Origin of the sequence: Streptomyces sp. 35G-GA-8, assembly GCF_023534745.1 — a bacterium.
Taxonomy (GTDB): Bacteria; Actinomycetota; Actinomycetes; order Streptomycetales; family Streptomycetaceae; genus Streptomyces.
This window is the reverse complement of record NZ_JAMHJQ010000002.1, coordinates 179,222-194,552: the sequence shown is the minus strand read 5'-3', so window position 1 is coordinate 194,552 and position 15,331 is coordinate 179,222. Positions and strand designations below refer to the sequence as shown.

The window sequence follows — 15,331 nt, the reverse complement described above, 5'->3', positions numbered from 1 at the left end:
ATCCGACCGCACTCGTCCGAAGGGGAGGTGATCTCCATGGGTCAGAAAACGCTCACGCTCACCGGCGGAAACACCAATGAGGTGCCGCGTTCGGCCACAGCGGCCCCGAGCCATGTGCCCTCGCTCCCGATCCAGGTCAACGCTCTTCAGGCGTTGTGCCGCCAGGTGTTCGGCTTCCGGCTCGCCATGATCGCGCTCGCCGCTCCCTTCGCCCTCGCCCGTACCGTACCGGGCGTCGCCACCTGGCTCGTGGGCTCGGCCGTGGTCGTGACGTTCATGGTCTCGTACGTCCTGCTGCGCGACTGGGAGCGATTCGGGCCCTTCCTGCTGCGCCATCCCGTGCTGCTGGCGGCCGACATGCTTTTCGGCGCGCTCCTGCTCGTCACGGCGTCCCCGGACTCGACGCTCGCGTACGTCACCATGTGTACCCCGCTGCTCGCCGGGCTGGTGTACGGCTGGCGCGGGGCCGCGCTGTTCGCCGTACTCCAGTCCCTGATCGTGGCCGTCGCGTACACCGTGAACACCCAGGCGGAGGCGGGATTCAGCGCCCTTCTCCTGCCGGGGTTCTGTGTGATCGCGGGAGCGATCGGCAGTACGTTGCGCAGTCTGATGCTGGGCTTCGGCACCGCCAGCCAGGCCCTGACCGAGGCCCGAGCAAGGCTCGCGGTGCACGGCGCCGTCGAGGAGGAGCGCGCCCGGCTCGCCCGTGAGATGCACGACTCGGTGGCCAAGACGCTCCATGGTCTTGCCCTGGCTGCGGAAGGTCTGGCGCATTCGGCCGACCGGATGGACCCCCTGACCGTCAAGCATCAGGCGGAGCTGGTGGCACGCTCCGCTCGTCGGGCCGCCGCGGAGTCACGGGAACTGCTCTCCGATCTGCGGCGTGAATCCGGACTGGACGGCGGGGTCGACGTACTGGCCGAACTGCAATCCCGTACAGCGGACTTCGCACGCCGGCACGGTGTCGAGGCGACCTTCGGACGGCTCGGTGAGGTATCCGTGCCGCCCATTCCGCACGCCGTCGCCCGGCACGCCCTCACGATCGCCGGCGAGGCGATGGAGAACGCGCAGCGTCACGCGAACCCGACCTTTGTCAAGGTCTCGGCCGGGGTCGTCCGCGATCTCCTGCGGATCAGCGTGTACGACGACGGGCAGGGCCTGCCGCCCGGCACCACCCTCGACGATCTGCGGCGGGCAGGCCACTTCGGCCTCGTCGGCATGGTCGAGCGGGCGGCCTCCATCGGAGCCCGGATCCGGATCGGCAAGGGCCGGGCCGCGAAGGGCACGGAAGTACGTCTGGAACTGCCGCTCACCGCCCTGCACCCCAGTCAAGAGGGGCAGTTCGCCCCGCACCCGCACCCACACCCCGCACCCCAACTGAACTGACCGCGAAGGCCACATACACAGCACTGACCCATCCGCCGCTCCCACACCTTGAGAGGAGGCCGCAGCCAATGCCGGACGACACCTCCAGAAGCTCCGGGCAGCACTGGACACAGCAGGCCCATGCCTCGCAGCACACGTCCTCGCACGCCACACCGCTCAGCTCGGAACAGACCGCCGGAGTCCCCACACCCACACCCACATCCGCACCGCCGGCGGCATCCGGAGAACTCCCCGACTTCCCCCATACGATGCCGGCGGCGCCGCCCCTGCGCGTCGTGGTCGCCGACGACAACCCGGTGGTACGGGCGGGACTTACCGTCCTGCTCTCCGGACGCGACGACCTGGAGGTCGTCGCGGAGGCATCGGACGGCCGCCAGGCGTACGAACAGGCCGTACAGCACCGCCCCGATGTCATTCTGCTGGACGTACGCATGCCGGGAGTCGACGGCATCTCCGCGCTCCCGCATCTGGTGCGGCTGGCACCGGTTCTGATGATGACGTACAGCCGCGAGAGCGAGATCGTCCACGAGGCGCTGAGACTGGGCGCGGGTGGCTATCTGGTCCACGGCGAGTTCACGGCGGACCAACTGGTGCACGCCGTACGCGACATCAAGCAGGGCCGGGCCCACTTCACCTACTCCGCCTCCAGCGCGCTGCTGGCGACGGTACGGAACGGCCCGGGAGCCGACGGCGGACCGGTGGGCCTGCCGGAGGGCCTGGGTACGGCGTTCACAGGCTCCGGTTATCGCCCCGCGGCACCGATTCAATCATCTGCACCTGCATATGGTGCACCGCTTGGCCCGCAGCCGCCCCTCCCCTCAATGAACGCCCAGCCAGGGCACGTTGATCCAGTGTTGAACGCGCAACAATCTCCTCCAGAGCCTTTGCTTTCGCAAGGAAATGTGGGACATTCATCTCGGGGGCCACAGTCGGGGCACCCCGAGGGGCTGTACTCCGAACTGAGCCAGCGGGAGGTGGAGATCATGGACCTGATCGGGTCGGGAATGACCAATCAGCAGATCGCCGCCGCCTGCTTCATCAGCCAGAAGACCGTCAAGAACCACATCAACCGCATCTTCACCAAGCTGAACGCGGGCAGCCGCGGCGAGGCCATCGCTCTCTGGCACGGGATAGCCCGGGGACGGGCGGCCGACCATGGCTGAGCGCACAGACGCCCCCCGGACCACAGGGGCACCGGACGGCACCGTGAGGGACAGGACCCAATCCCCTGATTGGGCCCCTGGTTGGGCCCTGAGGCCCATGGCAGAGGATGCCTCCCCGACGTACTTTTCTCATGTCGCAAGCGACACCGGCCAGGAGGAAGCCGGCAGCGCGAACGACATCAAAGACTCGTACGAGTCGGCCGGTACACGGCCGGCCGACACCGGAGGAGAACACCATGTCGAACATCACGCTGAAGGCCGCCACCGCCACCAAGGTCTACGTCGGCACCTGGGCGAACACGGCCGTCACGGCGATGAAGGCCCGTCGCGACAAGGGTCAGGGTGCTGTCGAGTACGTGGGTGTGATCGTGCTGGTGGCGCTGATCATCGCGGCCATCGTCGGCACGGACGTGGCTTCGACCATCGCCGATGGCCTGACCGAGAAGGTCGGAGAGATCCTCGGTGGCGGGGAGTGACGCGTAGCACTTCCAGCGAGTCAGGGCAGGCCGCTCCCATCTACATCACGATGGTGGCGGGCCTGCTCTTTCTCGCGCTCGCGTTCTTCGCGGTCGGTCAGGCCGGTGCGACACGCAATGAGGCTCAGGGAGCCGCGGACGCCGCTGCCTTGGCGGCGGCCCAGGAGTCACGTGATCTGTTCCGTGACGGTCTGCTGGCGGGACTGCTGGACCCCGATTTTCTGGATGACGTCTTCAACGGCAACCCGATCGGCACTGCCGGCGGCTGCGATGCCGCGACCCGGTTCGCCGACCAGAACGGCGCCGATGTGGTGCCGGGCGAATGCGTGCCGCTGAATGACGGCCGCTGGGGCTTCAGGGTCGCTGTCCGCACTCAGGAGCCGATGGGCCCCAACATCCTCTCGGAGACCGAGGACAAGCACGCCGAGGCAGATGCCACGGCGGTCGTCGTCCCCCGGTGCAGCTTCGAGCCCGCCGAGGACGAGGAGCAGTCCGAGGACGGGGAGGAGTCGGAGGACTCGGACGACGCCGAGCCGGTGTCCCCGGGCACCCTTCAGTGCGACGGCCGCCCGGGCTGGGACATCGATCCGGAACATCTTGACCTTCTCCCGGACATGGCTGATCTATTCTCCGTCCGACTGGCCCAGGACTGACCGCGAGCGAACGCAAAGGAATGGCACTCATGAGCATGTGGCACGGAGCGAAGGCGCGCAGGGCTGCGGCGGTGGCCCTCGCGTCCACCGCGCTGACCGTCTCTCTGACGGCCTGTGGCGGTGGCGGGGGGGACGGTGCCAAGGAGGATGGCGGGAACTCCGCGTCGGCCAACCCGAGCACGGGGACGCCGAAGGACGACGGCGCCGGTGGTGAGACACCTGACACCAGCCAGGTCCTGGCGACCATGCGCGCCGCGAACGGGCTCGAAATCATCATCCACTCCGCCGAGCGCGACGAGGGCGGCTTTCTCACCGTGAGCGGCACCCTCACGAACACGGGCTCCAAGCAGGAGTACGCGCCGGTCAGCTGGAACGGCAAGGAAACCCAAGTAGCCCGCACGGGAAGGTCCTTCGCCGGGTTCACGGTCGTGGACAAGGCGGAGAAGAAGCGTTACTACGTGCTGCGTGACACGGACGGCTATCCGCTGACCACCACCGGCGTCGTGGACGTCAAGCCCGATGAGAAGGTCGCCATCTTCGCTCAGTTCCCCGCCCCTCCTGACTCCACCACACAGGTCGACCTTCAGCTCCCGATGATGCCCACCGCCACGATTGAGATCTCCTGATGGGTGCCACGACGTCCCGCGCACGCAGGGTCTCCAGGCGCCCGGCGGTGACGGCTGTCGCCGCCGCTGTGCTCTTCACCAGTGCCCAGTTCACCATGGCCGCCGGGGCGCGCGCCGACGAGACTCCGAGTACCCCGCCGGGTACGGAGTCCACCTCGCCACCACCCGAGGTGGACGGCAAGTCCTCCGGCCTCAAGCTTCGCGCGGGCGCCACCCTCGCGCCGGCCAAGGTGCTCGACATCATCTCGGTCGTCGAGTCCGAGGGCGGTGAAGAGCGTCGCGAGGACACGAACGAGAACGTGAAGTTCGCGCTCCAGGCCGAGGTCCTCTTCGGCAAGGACAGCGCCAGGCTGTCGTCCGCCGCGAACTCCCGTATCGCCGCCATCGCCGAGGAGATCAAGAAGCAGGGCGCGACGAAGGTCCGGGTCTTCGGCTTCACGGACAACCTCGGCTCCGCCGCGCACGGGGACGTGCTCTCCAAGCAGCGCGCCGATGCCGTGCACGGTGTCCTACAGGGGCAACTGACCTCCGGCGGGATCACGTTCGAGATCCGCGGCTACGGCGAGCAGTACCCGATCGCGGACAACAGCACCGAAGAAGGCCGCAAGAAGAACCGTCGCGTGGAGGTCTCCTTCCCGCGCGGAGAGGGCCAGTAGGCTTCCGAGCCGCCAGCTGAGGGGGCGGGTCCCAAGACTCGCCGCACAATCTCAGCGAGAACCGCACGGCGGCGGCACTTGTGCCGCCGCCGTGAGTCTCGTGGGTCGGAGCGTCACCAACTCGGTTGACGAGGGCCGTGATCCGTACCGCTACCGCTACCGCTCGCGTTCGCTGCGCGGGCACCTTGGCCGCACGAGAAATCGAAGTGTGGCTGAGGTATGCGTCGAGCTCTTGGCAAGAGAAGTGAGGTCGGGCATGAGACGTACGACAGTGGTCCGGTGGACGGGATGGACAGCGGGGGTACTGGTCCTCGGGTTGCTGGCGGCCTGGATCTGGTGGCGGGAGAGCGACACTGCGGCCCGCTGGCGCTTTGACGATGCCATGGAGACCTTCTGCGGAGGTGTGCTCGCCTACGAGAAGAGCTCCCTGTTCGAGGGTCTGGGGCCCTACGCGAAACTGCGGAACGACAATGCCCTCGGTCCGAACGCGCACTTCTGCCTGCTCGGCGAAGAGCTGACGGAGGTGACCGTAGCGCTGCTTCCCGCCGACGCCGAGGATGACCGGAACATGGACTTGGAGCGGATCCTGCCGCCCTTTGACGGCAGCATGCTGCCCGTGCCGCTGACCGGCGGCTGGCGCGGTGCGGCCGACGGTGATTCGATCCGGGTCCTGCTCAGTTGCCGGGACGATGAGGACCTCGTCTCAGTGACGGTCGGCTCGTACACCTCCGAGGAGCGGCTGGAGCAGGAGACCGGATGGCTCGACAGCGACCTGTACTGGGGCCGGTTCGCCGCGGCGACGGCCGTCAAGGCCTCGGCGCACTGGGGCTGCGAGGCCGAGGGGGGTAAAGCCCTCCGGGCGCTGCCCGCGCGCTCCGGACCTGAGTCGATCGCGGGCGCGGACGGCACCTGTGCGGGCCTTCCCTTCGCCCGTGACCAGCGGCTGGACACTGTCGAGGAGACTGTGACCAGCAGCAATAGCCTGTACGAGATCTGTGAAGTCGGGGCCTCGCACTACTTCAGCGACACGTACTTCTTCTCCGCGGGTTTCGGCCCGTACGCACTGCCTACGGGGGACCGTGACACCCTCAGCACGCGCGCGGAAGCCGGAGCCAACGGCCGCGGGCTGTGGGCGAGCGCCCGCTGCCCCGGCGATGCCGAGCGTGCGCGGTTCACCGGGATCGTGCCGCGCGAGGCAGCCACCGTGTGGCTCCCCGGAGAGAAGGGCGAAGAGACCTTTGGACTGCCCGCGTTCCGGGAGTTCGCGGAGCGGTCGGCCAAGCGGCACAACTGTACGGACCTGCGCCTGCCGACAGGGGAGTGAAGGCGGTCCATGCCTGCCACGCGGTGAGGGGGCGGGTCCACAGTCGGTTTGTGGATCCGGCCCCCTCAGTGTGTGCGCGTTCGGAGGTTCAGAGCAGGTGGTCGGCCTTGCCGGCCTTGATCTCGCGGATCAGACTGCGCAGGGCGTCGCGGCTGTCGGTGAGGTAGTGGTTCTCCTGGCCGAGTACGGAGATATAGCCGTTGCCGTCCTCGTCCGTGCCTATGCGGAAGCAGTTGTTGCCCTCGGCGCAGAATGGCTCTTCCCAGTGGATCTCTGGCATGTTGACCTCTCTCAGAGTTCGTGTGCGATCTCGCGAATGAAGTCACGCGACTTTGCGGAGTCCAGTGTGTGCTTCTCCATCCAGTCCAAGTGGCCTCGATATTTGGCGAGTTGTGCCTCGGCGTGACTGAACTCCGGGCCGTGCGCCGAATCGAGTTGGACGGTGTCCAGCTGCGGCACCGGCCCCTCGGCATACAGGACGGCGTGCCCGGCACCTGGGAACTCCCCGACGGCAACCGGCAGTACGCGCACCTCGATGTTCGCGCGTTCGGACACGGCGCATAGATGGTCAAGCTGCTCACGCGTGGCCCGGCGGCCCCCGAACTGCATGCGGAGGGCAGCTTCGTGTACGTATCCGATGTAGTGGACAGGGGTCTCGCGCTCCAGTACTTGCTGACGCTGGAGGCGATGGGAGACGCGTAGCTCAATCTCAGAAGTGGGCAGCGAAGGGATGGCCGAAGCGAATACGGCGCGCGCGTAGCCGCTCAAGTGGAGCAGTCCCGGAAGATGGACGGTCTGGAGCGTGCGCAGACGCGTTGCACGCCACTCCAACTCGGCCACGTCCAGCAGCCCCTGAGGCAACTTGCCCCGGTACTGCTCCCACCAGCCCGGCTGGAGATTCGTGGCCATGTTGGCGAGGGCGGCGATGTACTTCTCGTCCGGACAGTCGTAGTTGCTGCACAGTATGCGCACGCGCTCAGGCGAAGTCGCCCGGATACCGGACTCCATGTTCGAGACCTTCGTACGGTCGAGGCCGAGCAGGCCAGCAGCGTATTCCGTCGTCAGTCCCGCCGCTGTACGCAACCTGCGCAGTTCGGCACCCAGCCGCCTCTGACGCTCGGTCGGTGTTGTTCTCGTAGGCATACGTCTCTTCCTTCTGCCTGGTGCGGCCAGTCTGCCCCGGCACGACCCGCAGGGTCCACCCAATGGGAGGCAATGTGTGGATCCGAGTGGCACATGTTCCACTCTCTACTCTACGTTGAGTAACGCATCGCTCACGCAGATGAGTTGGAAGTGCATCACGCGGTCCTGCCCACAACTCCTTCCCTGGGAGGGGCAGTCCCGCGTCAGGGAGACAAGCCACCGCTCAGCCGCGTCGCGGAAGACGACCCGACCCGCCCCGTCCAAGGGAGACACCCATGCCGCTCACGCGCGCCACGCACTGCCCGGTGGCCCAGCCCGTCCTCGCTAACGCGGGCCTCGCCGGCCGACGCCGCAACCGGCCGCCCCGTCTTGAGGGCCTGGCCTACAGCTTCACTCTTCCCGGTGAACCGCATTGCGCGGCCACCGCGCGTACCGCGATCCGGTCCGCGCTGGACGTGCACGGGCTCGCCCCGTACGCGGACCTGGCCGTACTCGCTGCCACGGAACTGATCGGCACAGCGGTCGGACTGACGCCGGGCCGGGAGGTCTACCTCTCCCTTCGCCACCGCGCGGGCGCCCTCCGCCTCGTCCTCTGGGACCAGCACCCGCGCCACACCGACCCCGACGACGTGAGCGTCTGCGCGGAACGCCGTCGGGGCGCGCTCTGGCTGCTCGCCGCATGTGTCAGCGACTGCGGGGGCGAGTGGGGCACGGCGGAGGCGGAGCCGCCGCAGCGGGGAGTCAAGTCATGGGCGGTACTGCCGTGTCGGCGCCCCCATGGGGGCGAGAGGCGCCTCTGAACCGGCCTTCGTCGGGTGGGTCCCGGGGCCCGAAGGATCACCGTCCGTGTGGTGTTGCTGTCAGGAGGAAGGGGATGGGATCGGGGTGTTCGCGGACCAGAAGTCGGAGTGGACGGAGGGATACGGGACCTCCACCCCCTCGAAGGGGGTCCCGTTGTCCGTCGTCTTGGGCGGGGCGACCTCCGAATCGATGAAGCACGGAGTGACGACATCGAAGAAGAACTGGCCCTTGTCGCCGACCGCGACGCTCATCCGGAAATCCTCCGAGGTTCGGGCGTCGACGGCTGGGAACTCCTTGTCGCTGTCCACGCTGGTGATCTCGTAGCCCTGCTTCTTCCACTGCCGTTCCACCACACCGAGCAGGCTCCCGCGTCTGGCCTCCGAGACGATGGTCATCACTGCGACGCGCCGTGTTACAGCCCCCGTCTGCTTGCCATCGATGGTGTAGTCGCCACATCCACTCGCCGTAGACCCGTCATGCACCCAGTTCAACGCCGGCTGTACCGAAGACATGGTCTCCAGCATGATCGTGTCGGCCTTCTCGGCCGCCTCCTGCAGACTGATCTTGCTGACCACGTGCTTTTCCTCTCCCCGCTCTCCGGATGTTCCCGGACTCGAACATCCGGTGGTGACTACTGCGAGCGCTGCTAGCAGAACAACAGGCAGCATCCTCATCGGGGCTCCTCGGCCGTGATCTTGTCGCCACGACCGGTGACGATCTTGGCGATGTTACGGGCGGATTCCGAGTCCTTCTCGGGGTTGAAGTAGTTCGAGTGGGCCGGTGTGGCACCCTCCCCATCGATGAACGGACGTGGCCCGTCGTCCACCTTGAAGCGCTGCGCCCCGAAGTCCTCGTGGGCCGGATCCGTACCGAACCAGAGCTGACTCTCGTCCTTCGACGACATGTATCCGGCTATGCCGCCGACAACTCCGCCCAGCGCGCCGCCGACCGCGCCGCTGAACGGGCCTCCTACGAGCCCCAGCGAGGCTCCGACGGAGGCGCCGCCCACCGCCCCGGCGCCGATCGCACTCGCCTCGTCCTCGCTCGGCAGCATGGTCACGGGGTCGTTGTCGGCGGCGCCGACGTACACATGGCCCTTGCCAACCCCGAGGTCCTCGGCGGAATCCGCGCCGGTGCCGGGGCTGCCGAGAAGGATGATGTCGTCGGCTCCCGGGATGCCGCCGTCCCGCTGCGCCGCCTGTCCCACGGTGAATGAGCCGTACGAGTGGCCGATGGCGGTGACATGCGGATCGGGGTTCTGGTTTGTGGCCGAGATTCCCGCCATGAAGTCGTTGTAGGCGACCGCCCCGACCTTGCCGTCACGTTCGAACATCACGCCCGCGTTGTCGAGCAGCTTCTCGGCCGGCATCTGCGGTGCGTCGTATCCGAGCCATACGATCGCCGCGCTGGACTTGTCGTACCGCATCGCACCCTTGGCGGTGTCGCGAGCGCGCTGCACATCGTTACGGGCGAAGTCCGTGTCCAAGGACGTCCCGAGACCCGGAACGTAAGCGGACACGTTCCTCGACGCATCCGGGTTGCCGAACGACACGATCGCGCGGCCGTTGCCCTCGTCGCCGATGCCCAGCAGATACATCCGGGGCACGCCCCGCTCCGGGTCCGCCCGTAACTGCTCGTCGATCGACTTCAGGCCCGCCAGTTGGGCCCGCGCCTTCTCGCTCTCCTGCCCCTCCAACTTGCCGATCAGCAATTGCAGATTGTCTCTGTTGGCCGTGTCGCGCACGTCGGAGGGAATGCCGTCCAAGTTGCCGATCTCATTCGGGTAGACCGCCAGATACTCCTCACGCTGTTCCTGCGTGAGGGACCCCCACCATGCCTTGCGCTCCGCCGGGGACTTGTCGTGGGGGATGTCCTTCTTCAGGTAGTCGTCCGCCGCGCCCCGTACGGCCGCGGCGTCCGCCGCCGCGTCCGTCCAGGTCTTCGTATCGACGGTGAGGCCCGGGGCGGCCTTGAGCTTGCCCAGCGTTTCGCTGAAGCGGCTGTCGATGTCCTGGGCCTCGTTGACCGCACGCAGGATGCGATCGGCGATGCCCTGGGCCTTGGCGTGGTTCGGGTTGGGATGGGTCAGCGGTGGTGTCCCCGAGGAAGCGCCCAGCGAGGGGCCGTACGGTGTGCCCAGGGAAGACCCGCTCGTGCTGCCGCCCGGGAGTTCCTTGCCGTCGATGACGTTCTCGCCACCGGCCGGGTAACTGACCGATCCGTCGGCGCCCACCGTGAACCTCAGGTTCGCGGCGTCCTCCAGCGCGTCCTTCAACCGCCTTTGCGCGCCGCTCAGTTCGAACGCGAGGCTGTTCAGGGTCGTACGGACCAGTCCGCACTCCGTGTAGATGTACTCGAAGTTCCGGTCCAGCCGCTTCAGCCGTCCGAGTGCGGCCGTCGCCGCCTCTCCCTTCTGCGACTTCGCGAGCTGGTTCGTCATCTCGTTGCTCACACGGTCGCGAGCCGCGTCGGCCCGGTTACTGGCCTCGCCCCAGCCGTCCGCCGCGTCCTGGAGCTCCGACCACTTCAGATCGCGTAATCGCTGCCACGTCAGCACAGCGGTCATTTCTCCCCCGGGTCACTCGGCGTGTCGATTCCCTGAAGCGAGGACTCCACCTTCACGTCCCGTTCCCCCAGGTCCTTGCCGACCTGCCGCAACTTCGGGGCGAGAGAGCCGCATTCGTCCCGCACGGTCCCCAGACGGTCCTCCCAGGAGGTGAGCACCGACGTCAGCACGCCTGCGCTCGCCAGGCCCTCGATACCCGCCGCGACCCCCGTATGTGCCGATGACAGCTTGCTCTTGGCCGTCGCGGTGCTCGTCCGTAAGTCTTCGGCGACGCCGGCGGCGGTCGTCCACGGCCGCTCGGTGTGCTTCAGGTCGCCTTCGGAGGCGGTGTTGCTCGATCCGCCCGCCGATGCCAACGACATCCGCGCGTTCGCGGCGCTCTCTCCTTCTTGACCAGTCAGGTCGATCAGCTGTTGCCAGGATTCCGAGTACGCCTCGGTCGCCATGCCCGCCCCTCCCCGTGTCGCCGTTTTCCGGTGTCTTCGTGCTGCGCTCCGTGCCGGATCAAGTTATCGAATGGGACCTGCCAAGTCCCTTCAGAACTCACGTACTTGACTTGTCTGCCGGGAATGAATCCTGTATAGGTCCAGGGGCCCAAGACCGGGGAGGTTTGCGCCGATAAGCTCGTGCCTATGTCGCCATCGGGGGTAGTGCGTCAGTTTCGTCGTGTGCGCCGTCGCGCGCGGATGTCCGTGCCGCGTACCGAAGCCAGGTTGCTCGGGCTGCGCCGGGCGCAGCGGGGGCAGGGGGCCGTCGAGTACGTCGGTCTCGTGGCGGTCGTCGCCGCCATCGTCGCCACGCTGGTGATGACCGGTGTGGGGCCGACGATCGCCGAGGGGCTGAGCACGCAGGTGTGCCGGATCACCGGCGGCGACAACTGCGGTGGCGGGGGAGGGGGAGATACCACCGCGACCCCGGACGGCCAGGACGATCCCGCCTCCGACACCGATGACACCGATGACACCGGCGGCACCGGCGGCACCGATGGCGGCGAGAAGCCAGGGACCCAGATCGACTACGAGGCCGCCCTCAAGGAACTCCAGGACGCCCAGGCCGCCGAGCGTGCCGACTCCGACAAGGCCAAGGAGGCCGCGAAGGAGCTGGCGAAGATCCTGGCCGACGAGCTGGGGATCACCGACGCCCTGGACTGTGTCACCAAGGGCGACATGGGCGCCTGTACGGAGACGCTGGTCAACGTGCTGCTCAGCCTCGTCGGCGGGGCCGTGGGCAAGCTCGCCGCGAAGTACGGGGCGCCCTGGAAGTGGAAGAAGGCCGTCGAGCTGATCAGAAAGCTGAAGAAGCACGGCGGTGATCTGTACGACGGCATCAAGGGCCTGATCAAGAACCGCAAACGCGTCAGTGAGGCCGAGGACAGACTCGCGGACGCGAAGCGGAAACTCGACGCCGAGAACAAGGGCAAACCCAAAGAAGGCGACAAGAACGGGGACGGCGACAAGGACCCACCGGAGAAGAAGCCCACCACGTGCCCCGTCCGGCACAGCTTCCTGCCCGGTACGCCCGTGCTGCTCGCCGACGGCACACGAAGGGCCATCGACCGTATCCCCGTGGGCACACGCGTCCTCGCCACCGACCCGGTGACGGGCGTGACGGAGCCCCGCGCGGTCGAGCGGACCATCATCACGTACGACGACAAGCACTTCACCCGGCTCACGGTCCTGGACGGCGGCGTACCGGCCCGCCTCACGGCCACGGACACGCACCCGTTCTGGCTGAGCGACGAGCGCCGTTGGGCGGAGGCAGGCACGCTCTCCCCGGGCGACGAACTGCGGACGCCGACGGGCTCGACGCGTACGGTCACCGCCGTATCGCGCTACACCCAGCGGCAGACCACCTACGACCTGACCGTCGCGGGCATCCACACCTACTACGTAGGCATCGGCTCCGCCGCCGCGCTCGTCCACAACAACGACTGCGACATGTCCCCGGAGGACGTCGAGGCGGCCAGGAAGCCGAACGTCGGCGAGGGCGACGCCAAGAAGTTCAAGGATCACTTCCTGCGCCACAAGAAGCTCATCGAGGACGCCCTCGGGACGAAGTACAAGAAGCTGAAGGAGGACGGCCCCCGGTTCCGTGAGGACGTCGGAAAAGCCATTGAGGACGGCACATTCGAGCTGGTCGGGAAGGGTACGTTGAAGAAGGGCGAGCCGGAGGGGCTGATCTATCGTGGCAAGGGCGTGACGGTCGTCCTGCGGGAGAACGGCGACTTCTGGACGGCGCTCAAGAGCGGCGAAGGACTCGACACCTCGATCGAGATCACCCAGAAGGTGCCGAAGAAGAATTGATCGAAGAAGAAGTGATCGAAGCAGCAGGCTACGAAGGGGACGGGCCGGAATGAGCAGCCAGTGGCGGGCGGTCGAAGAGGCGCTCCGCGCCCACCATGTCCGCGATGTGCTCGTCCCCGGCTGGATCGACCGGGACGGTGACGTACCGGAGTTCAGGCCGCAGCCGATGGTCGTATGGCTGCGGCTGGACGACGGACTGCTGCGCTTCGAGTCCGCCGGCCAGTACGACCGGCTGGCCTCCGCCCTGGTGCCGGCGGTCGGTTGGGCGGACATCGGGGTGCTGGCCGACGCCGAGGACGAGGTGATCGTCGCCTCGTACGGCGAACAGCTCTTCGGCGACGGCAGGAGCGAGTGGCGCTGTACGCGGTTCCGGGTCTATCCGGGCGGTGGGGCGGAGTGCAGATGTCTCGCGCTGGACTTCGAGGGCGGTCACACGCTCTTCCTCGACCCCACCTGGACGTTCGGCATCCGGCTCGGCAACGAGGCGCAGGAGAAGTGCTGGGTGGAGTTGTACGGGGACGGTGCCTGCGGAGTCGAGACCACGCTCGTGCGGGGCGGATAGCGGATGGACGGACACGAACACGGACGCGGACACGGACGCGGACACGGACGCGGACGCGGACACGGACGCGATTGGGCCCGGACCCACGCGTGCACGGGGTCCCAGGGCCCATGACCCCGTGCCCCGGACCGCATAGCGTCCCCTTCGCTGGAGTCGCGTACGTCCGGGCCGGGACACGGAAGCCGGACGCCCACGCGCGAGCCGCCGGAGTCGTCGACGGGGGAACGTGCACATGCTCTGCAACTTCTTGATCAGCCAGCGGCTGGAACCGTCCGAGCTCGTCGCCGCGCTCGCGTACGCGACGGGGGTGCGGCCCGGCCAGGTGGATGTGTGCGCCGAGGTGGACAGTCAGGACGCACGTGACTGGGAGGCGTTCGTCCTCTGTACCCATCACCGGGTGCGGGGCGATGTGGTGATGAGCCTGGACGTACAGGTGCAGCCCGCGACCGCCGCGTACGGCGCGCCCGAGACGGAGGCGGAGCTGGCCGTGGCCTTCGCCGCCCGTACGGGGGTCGCGGTGCTCTATCCGGACGCCGGCGTCGACCCCGAGACGTACTGGCTGGCCGCCCCGGCCGGCGGATCGCCCGACACCGTGGTGACCCGGGCGCGGCTGGCGGCCTCGGATGCCTCCTCGGCCGACGGGCGGCCGGTGTACACCGTGAACGCCGTGGAGACGGCGGTCGCCGCCTTCCCCGGCGCCGAGGTGACGCCGCTCGGCGAGTCGGCCGTCCTGAACGCCCCGAGCGACACGACCCAGTGAGGAGCGACAGGATGAGCACGCGCACCGAAGACAGCCGGGAGCGGGACATCCCCGGCCCGGGGCAGGACGCGCCGGGCACGGTACGGCGTGGGGTCCTGGCCGCCGTGACCGCCGCGCTCGCGCTGGGGCTCATGGGCGCCTGCGGAGGCGGTGAGCACAGTGACGCCAAGGAAGCGGGCGGCGAGGCCCTGGCCACCCCACCCCCCGCCTCCTCTTCTTCCCCTGCCTCCTCGCCGGCCGGGTCCTCGCCCGCAGCTTCTTCCGTCGCCGCGACCCCCCGCCCCGGGCTCACCGGCATCGGAGCGAGCGACGGAAAGGTCCTCACCAAGGGCGAGTTGGACCGCGCGATTCTCGTCGACGGCGATGTGCCGGGCTTCAGGTCCGGTCCGATGGACGCTCCGCCGCCACGGGGCGAGACCGCCGACCGGAGCGAGTGCCTGCCCCTCACCGCCGTACTCAACGGCAAGCCGGAACCGCTCGGGAAGGCCGTCGCGTACCGTCAACTCGTCGGCCCCGACAACGACCGCCCCGCCGTCTCCGAGTTCCTCACCACCCACGGCGTACGGGACGCGAGCACCCTGCTCAACCGGTTGCGGGCCGCCGTCACGGCGTGCGCGGACGGGTTTACCGCCTCCGGCGGCGAGGGCCCCTCGAAGTACACGGGCGTCAAGCCGCTGAGCCCGGTCAAGGCGGGCGACGACGCGCTCGCCTATCAGCTGACGGGGGACTTCGAGGGCGATCCGGTCCCGCTCGTCTTCCATCTCGTACGGGTGGGTGGCACGGTGGCCACCTTCTACACGGCGAACTTCGAGAGCGGCGCGACACCGCCGATGCCGCCGGCCCTGCTCACCGCCCAGGCCACCAAGCTCACCTAAGCCACCAAGCCCACCAAGCCCATCAAATCCACCAAGC

Annotated in this window: 17 protein-coding genes; 12 read left to right on the top strand and 5 right to left on the bottom strand. The window is 68.1% G+C overall.

The genetic code is table 11. The annotated features are described in order from the left end of the window. Nucleotides 1–36 precede the first annotated feature (36 nt). The 7 genes from M1203_RS03985 (at nucleotide 37) to M1203_RS03955 (ending at nucleotide 6,284) form a co-directional block, all read left to right on the top strand. On the top strand, nucleotides 37–1,386 hold the full coding sequence (locus M1203_RS03985; RefSeq protein ID WP_249948081.1) for a sensor histidine kinase: 1,350 nt from the start codon (nucleotides 37–39) through the stop codon (nucleotides 1,384–1,386). A 68-nt stretch (nucleotides 1,387–1,454) separates the two neighbouring features. Continuing rightward, the gene (locus M1203_RS03980; RefSeq protein ID WP_249948080.1) at nucleotides 1,455–2,549 is read left to right on the top strand and encodes a response regulator transcription factor; all 1,095 of its coding nucleotides are present in this window, start codon (nucleotides 1,455–1,457) and stop codon (nucleotides 2,547–2,549) included. Nucleotides 2,550–2,785: 236 nt separating this feature from the next. Continuing rightward, nucleotides 2,786–3,025, top strand: coding sequence for a hypothetical protein (locus tag M1203_RS03975; protein WP_249948079.1), 240 nt, complete (start codon nucleotides 2,786–2,788; stop codon nucleotides 3,023–3,025). Continuing rightward, nucleotides 3,022–3,678, top strand: coding sequence for a pilus assembly protein TadG-related protein (locus tag M1203_RS03970; protein ID WP_249948078.1), 657 nt, complete (start codon nucleotides 3,022–3,024; stop codon nucleotides 3,676–3,678). The genes M1203_RS03975 and M1203_RS03970 overlap by 4 nt, the downstream gene beginning before the upstream one ends. A gap of 29 nt (nucleotides 3,679–3,707) precedes the next feature. Next, on the top strand, nucleotides 3,708–4,304 hold the full coding sequence (locus M1203_RS03965; protein WP_249948077.1) for a hypothetical protein: 597 nt from the start codon (nucleotides 3,708–3,710) through the stop codon (nucleotides 4,302–4,304). After that, the gene (locus tag M1203_RS03960) at nucleotides 4,304–4,960 is read left to right on the top strand and encodes an OmpA family protein (RefSeq protein WP_374401779.1); all 657 of its coding nucleotides are present in this window, start codon (nucleotides 4,304–4,306) and stop codon (nucleotides 4,958–4,960) included. Before M1203_RS03965 ends, M1203_RS03960 begins: the two co-directional genes overlap by 1 nt. A gap of 256 nt (nucleotides 4,961–5,216) precedes the next feature. Next, the gene (locus M1203_RS03955) at nucleotides 5,217–6,284 is read left to right on the top strand and encodes a hypothetical protein (protein WP_249948076.1); all 1,068 of its coding nucleotides are present in this window, start codon (nucleotides 5,217–5,219) and stop codon (nucleotides 6,282–6,284) included. Between the two features lie 88 nt (nucleotides 6,285–6,372). Here the strand turns inward: M1203_RS03955 and M1203_RS03950 are convergent, their stop codons facing one another. Further along, a complete protein-coding gene (locus tag M1203_RS03950; protein ID WP_249948075.1) occupies nucleotides 6,373–6,564 on the bottom strand; it encodes a hypothetical protein in 192 nt (63 codons plus the stop codon). 11 nt (nucleotides 6,565–6,575) lie between these two features. Continuing rightward, nucleotides 6,576–7,427, bottom strand: coding sequence for a helix-turn-helix transcriptional regulator (locus M1203_RS03945; RefSeq protein ID WP_249948074.1), 852 nt, complete (start codon nucleotides 7,425–7,427; stop codon nucleotides 6,576–6,578). A 275-nt stretch (nucleotides 7,428–7,702) separates the two neighbouring features. On the opposite strand from M1203_RS03945, the gene M1203_RS03940 reads away from it, so the two are divergent. Then, nucleotides 7,703–8,227: an ATP-binding protein gene (locus M1203_RS03940; RefSeq protein WP_249948073.1), complete on the top strand. Its 525-nt coding sequence runs from the start codon at nucleotides 7,703–7,705 to the stop codon at nucleotides 8,225–8,227. Between the two features lie 60 nt (nucleotides 8,228–8,287). Here M1203_RS03940 and M1203_RS03935 read toward each other — a convergent pair whose 3' ends face one another. The 3 genes from M1203_RS03935 to M1203_RS03925 are packed head-to-tail and all read right to left on the bottom strand — an operon-like array spanning nucleotide 8,288 to nucleotide 11,240. Then, nucleotides 8,288–8,902, bottom strand: coding sequence for a hypothetical protein (locus M1203_RS03935; RefSeq protein ID WP_249948072.1), 615 nt, complete (start codon nucleotides 8,900–8,902; stop codon nucleotides 8,288–8,290). Next, nucleotides 8,899–10,794, bottom strand: coding sequence for an alpha/beta hydrolase (locus M1203_RS03930; RefSeq protein WP_249948071.1), 1,896 nt, complete (start codon nucleotides 10,792–10,794; stop codon nucleotides 8,899–8,901). Before M1203_RS03930 ends, M1203_RS03935 begins: the two co-directional genes overlap by 4 nt. Further along, nucleotides 10,791–11,240 (bottom strand): hypothetical protein, encoded by a 450-nt coding sequence (locus M1203_RS03925; RefSeq protein ID WP_249948070.1) that lies wholly within the window; start codon nucleotides 11,238–11,240, stop codon nucleotides 10,791–10,793. Before M1203_RS03925 ends, M1203_RS03930 begins: the two co-directional genes overlap by 4 nt. Before the next feature lie 246 nt (nucleotides 11,241–11,486). On the opposite strand from M1203_RS03925, the gene M1203_RS03920 reads away from it, so the two are divergent. The 4 genes from M1203_RS03920 to M1203_RS03905 all read left to right on the top strand — a co-directional run bounded on the left by M1203_RS03920 (nucleotide 11,487) and on the right by M1203_RS03905 (nucleotide 15,294). Continuing rightward, nucleotides 11,487–13,097: a polymorphic toxin-type HINT domain-containing protein gene (locus M1203_RS03920; RefSeq protein ID WP_249948069.1), complete on the top strand. Its 1,611-nt coding sequence runs from the start codon at nucleotides 11,487–11,489 to the stop codon at nucleotides 13,095–13,097. Between the two features lie 49 nt (nucleotides 13,098–13,146). Further along, nucleotides 13,147–13,659 carry a hypothetical protein gene (locus tag M1203_RS03915; RefSeq protein WP_249948068.1) on the top strand — a complete coding sequence of 171 codons (513 nt, stop codon included), beginning with the start codon at nucleotides 13,147–13,149 and terminating at the stop codon, nucleotides 13,657–13,659. Nucleotides 13,660–13,891: 232 nt separating this feature from the next. Further along, a complete protein-coding gene (locus tag M1203_RS03910) occupies nucleotides 13,892–14,419 on the top strand; it encodes a hypothetical protein (protein ID WP_249948067.1) in 528 nt (175 codons plus the stop codon). 11 nt (nucleotides 14,420–14,430) lie between these two features. Beyond that, a complete protein-coding gene (locus M1203_RS03905; protein ID WP_249948066.1) occupies nucleotides 14,431–15,294 on the top strand; it encodes a hypothetical protein in 864 nt (287 codons plus the stop codon). Nucleotides 15,295–15,331 lie beyond the last annotated feature (37 nt).

Bases quoted from the DNA above. Each gene is read 5' to 3' on its own strand.
- M1203_RS03910 (WP_249948067.1), top strand. From the start codon at position 13,892: ATGCTCTGCAACTTCTTGATCAGCCAGCGGCTGGAACCGTCCGAGCTC.
- M1203_RS03925 (WP_249948070.1), bottom strand. From the start codon at position 11,240: ATGGCGACCGAGGCGTACTCGGAATCCTGGCAACAGCTGATCGACCTG.
- M1203_RS03965 (WP_249948077.1), top strand. From the start codon at position 3,708: ATGAGCATGTGGCACGGAGCGAAGGCGCGCAGGGCTGCGGCGGTGGCC.
- M1203_RS03940 (WP_249948073.1), top strand. From the start codon at position 7,703: ATGCCGCTCACGCGCGCCACGCACTGCCCGGTGGCCCAGCCCGTCCTC.
- M1203_RS03905 (WP_249948066.1), top strand. From the start codon at position 14,431: ATGAGCACGCGCACCGAAGACAGCCGGGAGCGGGACATCCCCGGCCCG.
- M1203_RS03945 (WP_249948074.1), bottom strand. From the start codon at position 7,427: ATGCCTACGAGAACAACACCGACCGAGCGTCAGAGGCGGCTGGGTGCC.
- M1203_RS03975 (WP_249948079.1), top strand. From the start codon at position 2,786: ATGTCGAACATCACGCTGAAGGCCGCCACCGCCACCAAGGTCTACGTC.
- M1203_RS03935 (WP_249948072.1), bottom strand. From the start codon at position 8,902: ATGAGGATGCTGCCTGTTGTTCTGCTAGCAGCGCTCGCAGTAGTCACC.
- M1203_RS03915 (WP_249948068.1), top strand. From the start codon at position 13,147: ATGAGCAGCCAGTGGCGGGCGGTCGAAGAGGCGCTCCGCGCCCACCAT.
- M1203_RS03985 (WP_249948081.1), top strand. From the start codon at position 37: ATGGGTCAGAAAACGCTCACGCTCACCGGCGGAAACACCAATGAGGTG.
- M1203_RS03950 (WP_249948075.1), bottom strand. From the start codon at position 6,564: ATGCCAGAGATCCACTGGGAAGAGCCATTCTGCGCCGAGGGCAACAAC.
- M1203_RS03930 (WP_249948071.1), bottom strand. From the start codon at position 10,794: ATGACCGCTGTGCTGACGTGGCAGCGATTACGCGATCTGAAGTGGTCG.
- M1203_RS03980 (WP_249948080.1), top strand. From the start codon at position 1,455: ATGCCGGACGACACCTCCAGAAGCTCCGGGCAGCACTGGACACAGCAG.
- M1203_RS03955 (WP_249948076.1), top strand. From the start codon at position 5,217: ATGAGACGTACGACAGTGGTCCGGTGGACGGGATGGACAGCGGGGGTA.
- M1203_RS03960 (WP_374401779.1), top strand. From the start codon at position 4,304: ATGGGTGCCACGACGTCCCGCGCACGCAGGGTCTCCAGGCGCCCGGCG.